Genomic DNA, 7,936 nt, shown 5'->3' on the forward strand with positions numbered 1-7,936 from the left:
TTTCACAAATTGAACAAATATTACGTTTTTATGCATATTTATGCAAGCACTGAAAATAAAAAAATCCCAAAATAATTTGGGATTTCCAAAACTATGCCAAAAATGACCGCACTTTACGCTGTTTTTGCCATTTCAAACTCAATCAGCATCATCAAAATATGGATCACTTTAATATGAATTTCTTGAATACGATCCGCATAACGGAAATGCGGTACACGAATTTCTACATCGGCAAGCCCTGCCATTTTTCCGCCGTCTTTTCCGGTCATCGCAATCACTTTCATTCCCTTCGCTTTCGCCGCTTCAATAGCATTGAGAACGTTTTTAGAATTCCCCGAGGTGGATAAGCCAAAGAGTACATCCCCTTTTTGCCCTACAGCCTCAACATAGCGTGAAAAGACATAATCATAGCCAAAATCATTGCTTACACAACTTAAATGGCTGACATCAGAAATCGCAATAGCCGGATACCCCGGGCGATTTTCACGATAACGCCCCGTGAGTTCTTCCGCAAAATGCATCGCATCACAATGGGAGCCACCATTACCACAGGATAAAACTTTGCCACCTTGTTTGAAACTGTCAGAAATTAACCGTGCCGCCTGCTGAATTAATTTAATGTTATTTTCATCTGAAATAAATTTATTTAATACTTCTTGCGCTTCCACAAGTTCTGCTTTGATTTGCTCTAAGTACATTTTTGCTCCTTTTAGGAAATGAGAAATTTTCGCAACATTTTATAGTAGATAACATCTTTTATCTAGGGTCTGTGAATGTTTTGTTTTTTTACTGATCACGTATTATTTTCTCGATCAAGATCGCAAAATACATTTAAAACACTTTGAAAAACAACCGCACTTTTTTAGTCTTTAGCCAATTTTGACCTACCAACAAGGAATCTTATGAATTTACTCCGCGCTATTCTTATATTGTTTGTTAGCATAAAAGCTTATGCCGATATTGATGTCATGCTTCTAAAAAACTATGAAAATCAAAATATTGAAGGCTGGGTGATGTCCGAGAAACTCGATGGGGTTCGTGGTTACTGGGATGGAACACAACTATTAACACGACAAGGGCAACGACTTTCCCCATCGGCCTACTTTATCAAAGATTTTCCACCTTTTGCTATTGACGGAGAATTGTTTAGCGAACGTAATCACTTTGAAGAAATTTCCTCCATAACAAAATCTTTCAAGGGGAATCGTTGGGAAAAACTCAAACTCTATGTGTTTGATGTGCCTGATGCGAAAGGGAATTTATTTGAGCGGCTTGATGTGTTGAAAACCTACCTTTCCTCTCACCCTACGCCCTATATTCAAATCATTGAACAAATCCCGGTACGAGACAAAGCCCATTTGTATGAATTTCTTAAAGAAGTGGAAGCTCAACAGGGGGAAGGCGTGGTAGTGAGAAATCCCCATGCGTCTTATGAAAAAAAGCGTAGTGCACACATTCTCAAACTAAAAACCGCTTACGATGAAGAATGTACGGTCATTGCTCACCACAAAGGTAAAGGACAATTTGAAAATGTGATGGGATCATTAACCTGCCAAAATCATCGGGGAGAATTCAAAATTGGTTCGGGATTTAATCTTAATGAACGTGAAAATCCCCCATCAATCGGTTCGGTTATTACCTATAAATACCGAGGCGTAACAAGTTCCGGCAAACCTCGATTTGCCACTTACTGGCGGGTAAGGGAAAGTCATCAAATAAAATAAAGGCCGGTATAACACCAGCCTACTAGAACTATCCGTGATAACGCCCTACACCGAGTTCATCTTCTTTTCGGGTTCGGTTCATCACTTCTTGTGGTGATTGGGCAATACGTAATCCCATTTCCTCTTCAGTGCGCACCACTTCGCCACGTAAAGAATTAGTATAGACATCGGTGATTTTCACATCGACAAATTTTCCAATCATCGCCGGTGAACCTTGGAAATTCACAATGCGGTTCGTTTCCGTTCGACCGGTCAGTTCCATAATGTCTTTTTTCGATGGGCCTTCCACCAACACCCGTTGCTCTGTTCCCAGCATACGACGGCTAAATTGTGCAGCTTGCTGATTAATGCGTTCTTGCAAAACATATAAGCGTTGTTTTTTCTCTTCTTCCGTCACATCATCAGGCATATCGGCGGCCGGTGTTCCCGGACGGGCAGAATAAACAAAACTAAAGCTCATATCAAAATTGACTTGTGCAATAAGATTCATAGTTTGCTCAAAATCTTCTGCAGTTTCTCCCGGGAAACCCACAATAAAGTCAGAGCTGATTTGAATATCCGGACGAACTGCGCGTAGTTTACGAATAATGGATTTATATTCTAATGCCGTATGGCTACGTTTCATCATCGTCAATACCCGATCCGAACCGGATTGAACCGGTAAATGCAAGAAACTCACTAATTCCGGTGTATCACGATAGACATCAATAATATCATCGGTAAATTCAATAGGATGGCTTGTGGTGAAACGCAAACGGTCAATACCGTCAATGGAAGCCACTAAACGAAGTAATTCGGCAAAACTACAAATCTGCCCGTCATGAGTCGGTCCACGGTAGGCATTCACATTTTGACCGAGCAAATTCACTTCACGCACGCCCTGTTCTGCCAATTGGGCAATTTCAAAGAGAACATCATCCACCGGTCGGCTGACTTCTTCACCACGGGTGTAAGGCACCACACAGAAGGTGCAATATTTGTTACAGCCCTCCATAATGGAAACAAAAGCAGTCGGTCCTTCTGCACGAGGCTCCGGTAAACGATCAAATTTTTCAATTTCAGGGAAGCTGACATCCACCACCGAACTTTTGCCACCACGAATTTGGTTAATCATTTCCGGCAATCGGTGCAGGGTTTGCGGCCCAAAAATAATATCCACATAAGGGGCACGATAGCGAATATGCTCTCCCTCTTGCGATGCCACACAACCGCCTACCCCTATCACTAAATTCGGATTATTCTTTTTTAATTCTTTCCAACGTCCTAACTGATGAAAGACTTTTTCTTGGGCTTTTTCACGAATAGAACAGGTGTTTAATAATAATACATCCGCTTCTTCGGGAATGTCGGTCAATTCAAGTCCATGGGTGCTTAACAACAAATCCGCCATTTTTGACGAATCATATTCATTCATCTGACAGCCCCAAGTTTTAATATGTAATTTTTGCGTCATCTTTCCAAAATTATCATCAATCCAATAAAAACAGTCGGCTATTGTACAAATTTGTCCCCATTCTTACCAGCCAAATTTACTTCAGCTATGTTTGAAAGTAAAAAGAGCGGCCATTTTTAGAAGCCTTTCCCAAAATTAAACGAAATGTTAACCGGTTAAGAGGCTGCGCTTTATGGCTAAATGATCTGCCCCCTTCAAAAAAAGTGGGACCAAACTTCAACTCACTAAGGGCAGATTTTTTTATGGCTAAATATAACCAATTTTTCAAACAGCAAGTGATCGAATTTATCTCAATACAATTCTCTGACACGCAAGCAATTTCATCTCAAAGAGATTACGTTAAGACATCGAGAAACCCAATTTAATCAACATAAAATCAATAACTTAGAAACATTAGGTCACAAAAAGTCGATTCTCCTGAATTGAAATCCACCGTTATACAATCCGTTAAAAATGGACGATTTTCTATAGGAAATTCATCCCTTTATTTTGGTATTCCCGATACCAGTGTGATTAACCAATGGTTGAACGCCTTTGAAAAACAAGGTATAAACCGTTTATTACCCAAACCAAAAGGTCACCTATCAATGAAACCGACATCCCCTTATAATGCTGCCAAAACCTGAAACGAAAGAAGACCACCCGTGTTAAACCCTATACAATACAGGTCTCATCTTTCAATGAAGGGAATCTAACTTTGAGGTTAGAACAAAGTTAACCGCACGTTTATTTGTGCGCTTTATCACAAAAAAATTTCTTACACATTATGGATATTGCATTTTTACTCGGTAGCAAAATTATTGAACTCACCCTTATTGTCTTAATGGGATACGGGCTGGTAAAAACCAAACTGTTAAAATCAGAAGACAGCAAACCCCTCTCTATTATTGGACTTTACATTATCAGCCCGGCTGTAATGATCGAAGCCTTCCAAATTGACTATACGCCCGAAATTCTCCAAGGGTTAATGCTTTCTCTTGGAATGGCGATATTTTTACACATCATTCTCATTGCCACAGGAAGTGGGCTAAAGCGTCTGCTAAAACTCGATCCCATTGAACACGCTACCGCCATTTATTCCAATTCCGGTAACTTGATTATACCCATTGTGATGTCGCTTTTCGGGAAAGAATGGGTCATTTATGCCAGTTGCTTTATTGTGGTACAAACCTTTTTATTCTGGACACATTGCCGCTTGATCATTGTTGGAAAAGGCAATCTAAGCCTGAAAGTGATGTTGAAAAATATCAATATGTGGTCAATTTTTATTGGCGTTATGCTCTTTGCCTTTCAAATAAAATTACCGGCCTTTATTAACGGTACACTTTCTTCCGTTGGCGTTTTCATCGGTCCAAATGCGATGTTAATTGCCGGAATGTTAATCGCCTCTATTCCACTACGCACCATTTTTTCATCAAAACGTATCTACTTAATCACCGCACTTCGCTTAATGTTGATCCCGATTTTCCTTTTGGTGATTATCAAACTCTGTGGTTTTTCCGATTGGGTAGAAAATGGCGAAACCATTGTTATGATCAGCTTTCTTGCCACCACCAGCCCTTCCGCTGCCACGGTCACGCAAATGGCATTAATTTTCGGCAACAATGCTCAAAAAGCCAGTGCGATTTATGGTGTCACGACTTTCCTTTGCGTGTTTACTATGCCGCTTGTGATTGCGCTTTACCAACTGTGGTGAAATAAACGAAAAACAAGGACACAGGCTGTGGAGCCCTACACATAAATCCCAAATCAAGTTTGTGCAACATCGCGATGATGCCAAGGATGAGGTAAAAGTGCGGTCATAAAATCAGAAGGATTTTGAACCTTGGCTTTGCCAGCAGTTCCGAAGGAACAAATAAATCACCCAGTGATTTATGAGTCATTATTTTAACGTTTTTGAAACGGTCTGTTCTTTTTTCAAACAGTAAAGTTGATAAAGATTGACGAAAACAAGAAAAGCATTCAACACTGCTACAGGATAAGCACCAATAATCATCCCGTAAATCACGAACAAAACGGCACCAATACTATTCACTATGCGTAAGTGAACAATAGATTTAAACAAAAATGAAACAGCAACAAAAAATGTTGCAATGTAGCCTAATAATTCAATGAGATTAAATTCCATAATATGCCCCTATATTTGAGTCAAAGAAGTGTAGGCGCATAATAAAAGATTTAGAAAAAGAGGAAAAGAGGCGAAATAAAGGCAACCGATTGCCCAATAAAGCATTTTTTATTTCGCCTTCAAAAGATTAAATAAAAACGGTTTGAACCAGCACCATATAAAAAATCGTGCCTGCCGCAATGGACAAAAACATATTCTTTTTCCAGAAATGCAACACTAACACCAACGCACCGGCAAGAAAATCCGGTATGCCGTGATAGCCACTTAATAGATCGATATTTTTATAACAGTAGATCACTAACATCCCAAACATTGCCGCAGGCAATACTTTGCCAAGATAGCGGATATACTCGGGAATGGGACGGTTTGCCGGAAAAACCCAAAAAGGCAAAAGCCGTGTAAATTGAACGGCAAGCACACAAACGCCGATTGTGATGATATGCTCTGTTACCGTCATTTTAACGACTCCAATTTGCTTTCTAATTTAGGGCGGCGTAATGTCAATACAAGCCAAATGCTGATAAGGGTTGGGATAAGAAAATGTTGTTTGCCAACAATGAGCAAAAAAATCAAGGTGAGACCTAACCCCAACAAAGCGCTTTCGTGAGAGCTTTCTTTCATCCAGTTTTCGGCAAAAATTACCAAGAAAAGCGCCGTCATAGCAAATTCCACACCTTTTAAATCTATCGGTAAAATTTCGCCAAATACATTGCCCAATGCCGCCCCGATTACCCAATAAATGTGCAGGTATAAACTCACAAAAAACATATACCAGCCTTTATCCAAGTGTGAGGGAATATTCGCCATATAATTCAGAGAAAAAGATTCATCCACCAAACTGCTGATTAAATACCAACGCTTTTTGCCAAGATGTGCCCCGTATTTTTCTAACATTGAAATCCCATAAAAAATTTGTCGACCACTTACCATCAACGTAATCAATAAAACGCTGAAGGGGGAAAAAGGGGCAACCAGCGCAGCAGCGGCAATAAACTCTACCGAACCGGCATAAATGAATAATGCCATCAGCATTGGATACCACACGCCAAAACCAAGGGCTTTCATATAAATCCCGTAGGCGACCCCAAGAAATAAAAAACCGGCAAGCATCGGTGCGCTATAAGGTAATGCCACTTTCGCTGCGGCACGGATAGGATGTTGTTGAGAAAATTCCATTAACGACTCTTATTCTAAAACGGACAACCCCGGTAAGGTGGAAAAACTTTGAGATTTGACGGTTTGATAAAAATCCTCAACATAAGCAAGATCTTTATCTTCTTTGCGAATAGCAACGTATAAATTGCTGAATAATCCTTCTTGCGTGATTTTTCGTGCCACCACATAGCCTTTTTCAAGATAAGGCAGCGCTGCCCAATAAGGCACGGTGGCAATCCCACGGCGACTTGCCACCAATTGAATCATCGCAATGGTGAGTTCTGTGGTGCGTCGGGTTGGGTTAATTCCCTTTGGTTTTAACACTTTACGCAATAAATCCAACATATCATCCGGTACGGGATAAGTGACCCAAGTTTCCTCGGCGAAATCCTCCGCCTGCCAAACTGCTTTCTCTGCCAAAATGTGATCTTTCGAGCAAATCCCCATCATTTCATAGGAAAAGAACGGTTTGAAAACCACAGAATCATTGTCTTCAATCTCCGACACAATGACACAATCGGCTCGATGGGAAAGTAATAAACCCACAGGATCCGTATGAAAACCGGAGACAATATCCAATTCTACCAAGCCCCAATTTTGACGAAAGGCATCCATAGCCGGCATTAACCAATCAAAGCAAGTATGACATTCCACTGCGATTCGTAACTGCCCTGCCTCACCGTGTTTCACTCGAACTAAATCACGCTCTGCATCAATTACTTTTGGCATCACCTCATTGGCAAGACGAATTAAACGCTCTCCTGCAGCGGTAAAACGCAATGGATGACTTTTCCGTTCAAATAAGGGTAAACCAAATTGATCTTCAATGAGTTTTATTTGATGGGAAAGGGCGGATTGGGTGAGGTAAACCCGTTTTGCGGCTGATGAAACACTGCCCGTTTCTTTTAAGGCAAGCAGCGTTTTAAGATGTCGAAGTTCAAGAAATGTGGGTTTCATTGAGTACCATTCATAACATACTGAAAATAAACGGGCAATATGATACTGAAAAATACAGAAAATTAAAGACAAAGTGCGGTCAGTTTTCGGTGAATATTCGTATTATGTCGTTGGTGCACAAGTCTGATTTTGGTTTTATTTGTCAGGTACACATAATGTGCCCTTGCATTTCATAAAATTCTTGCGTGAAACACTGTTCCCCCCTCCTAACAGATGAGAGGGGGATTCTTTTGTCATATCGCTCATTGGGCGATTTCTACGATAGTTTTCACCTATTCTTTATGTTAGATTGAGGCTATTTCCCCCATTAAATTAAGCGCAAAATTGCCCTCCTTTCTTCAAAAAAACGGTAATGTAAATGAATGTAAATTTTTTGATTTGCATCAAAATCAAAAATAGAATTTGTGCCGATCAAATCAAACACGAATATAATAACAGCGATAAAAATGTTGTTGAAAATAAAAAACAATTGCACTGTTTTTTCGTGTGCAGATCATTTCTTGGAGTGTTTTTAATTAT

The 7,936-nt window shown here is 40.1% G+C and carries 9 protein-coding genes; 3 read left to right on the forward strand and 6 right to left on the reverse strand.

The annotated features are described in order from the left end of the window. Nucleotides 1-113 precede the first annotated feature (113 nt). Nucleotides 114-698 carry a D-sedoheptulose 7-phosphate isomerase gene (lpcA, locus tag BKK50_RS04650; protein WP_077415789.1) on the reverse strand — a complete coding sequence of 195 codons (585 nt, stop codon included), beginning with the start codon at nucleotides 696-698 and terminating at the stop codon, nucleotides 114-116. Between the two features lie 204 nt (nucleotides 699-902). On the opposite strand from lpcA, the gene BKK50_RS04655 reads away from it, so the two are divergent. Continuing rightward, a complete protein-coding gene (locus BKK50_RS04655; protein WP_077415791.1) occupies nucleotides 903-1,724 on the forward strand; it encodes a DNA ligase in 822 nt (273 codons plus the stop codon). Nucleotides 1,725-1,752: 28 nt separating this feature from the next. Here the strand turns inward: BKK50_RS04655 and miaB are convergent, their stop codons facing one another. Further along, nucleotides 1,753-3,177 (reverse strand): tRNA (N6-isopentenyl adenosine(37)-C2)-methylthiotransferase MiaB, encoded by a 1,425-nt coding sequence (gene miaB / locus BKK50_RS04660; RefSeq protein ID WP_077415793.1) that lies wholly within the window; start codon nucleotides 3,175-3,177, stop codon nucleotides 1,753-1,755. Between the two features lie 422 nt (nucleotides 3,178-3,599). Between miaB and BKK50_RS04665 the strand changes: the two genes are divergently transcribed. Together BKK50_RS04665 and BKK50_RS04670 are read left to right on the forward strand one after the other, a co-directional pair. Beyond that, on the forward strand, nucleotides 3,600-3,803 hold the full coding sequence (locus tag BKK50_RS04665; protein WP_143529756.1) for a helix-turn-helix domain-containing protein: 204 nt from the start codon (nucleotides 3,600-3,602) through the stop codon (nucleotides 3,801-3,803). Nucleotides 3,804-3,943: 140 nt separating this feature from the next. After that, the gene (locus BKK50_RS04670; protein ID WP_077415795.1) at nucleotides 3,944-4,873 is read left to right on the forward strand and encodes an AEC family transporter; all 930 of its coding nucleotides are present in this window, start codon (nucleotides 3,944-3,946) and stop codon (nucleotides 4,871-4,873) included. A 186-nt stretch (nucleotides 4,874-5,059) separates the two neighbouring features. Here BKK50_RS04670 and BKK50_RS04675 read toward each other — a convergent pair whose 3' ends face one another. The 4 genes from BKK50_RS04675 to BKK50_RS04690 form a co-directional block, all read right to left on the reverse strand. Next, nucleotides 5,060-5,305 carry a YgjV family protein gene (locus BKK50_RS04675; protein WP_077415797.1) on the reverse strand — a complete coding sequence of 82 codons (246 nt, stop codon included), beginning with the start codon at nucleotides 5,303-5,305 and terminating at the stop codon, nucleotides 5,060-5,062. A gap of 127 nt (nucleotides 5,306-5,432) precedes the next feature. Further along, entirely contained in the window at nucleotides 5,433-5,762 is a 330-nt protein-coding gene (locus BKK50_RS04680; RefSeq protein ID WP_077415799.1) for a branched-chain amino acid transporter permease, read from the reverse strand. Next, nucleotides 5,759-6,481 carry an azaleucine resistance protein AzlC gene (gene azlC / locus BKK50_RS04685; protein WP_077415801.1) on the reverse strand — a complete coding sequence of 241 codons (723 nt, stop codon included), beginning with the start codon at nucleotides 6,479-6,481 and terminating at the stop codon, nucleotides 5,759-5,761. The genes BKK50_RS04680 and azlC overlap by 4 nt, the downstream gene beginning before the upstream one ends. A 9-nt stretch (nucleotides 6,482-6,490) precedes the next feature. Continuing rightward, complete coding sequence (locus BKK50_RS04690; protein WP_077415803.1) at nucleotides 6,491-7,417, reverse strand: LysR family transcriptional regulator; 927 nt, start codon at nucleotides 7,415-7,417, stop codon at nucleotides 6,491-6,493. Between the last annotated feature and the right edge of the window lie 519 nt (nucleotides 7,418-7,936).

This window comes from Rodentibacter rarus, assembly GCF_001998965.1.
Classification (GTDB): Bacteria; Pseudomonadota; Gammaproteobacteria; order Enterobacterales; family Pasteurellaceae; genus Rodentibacter; species Rodentibacter rarus.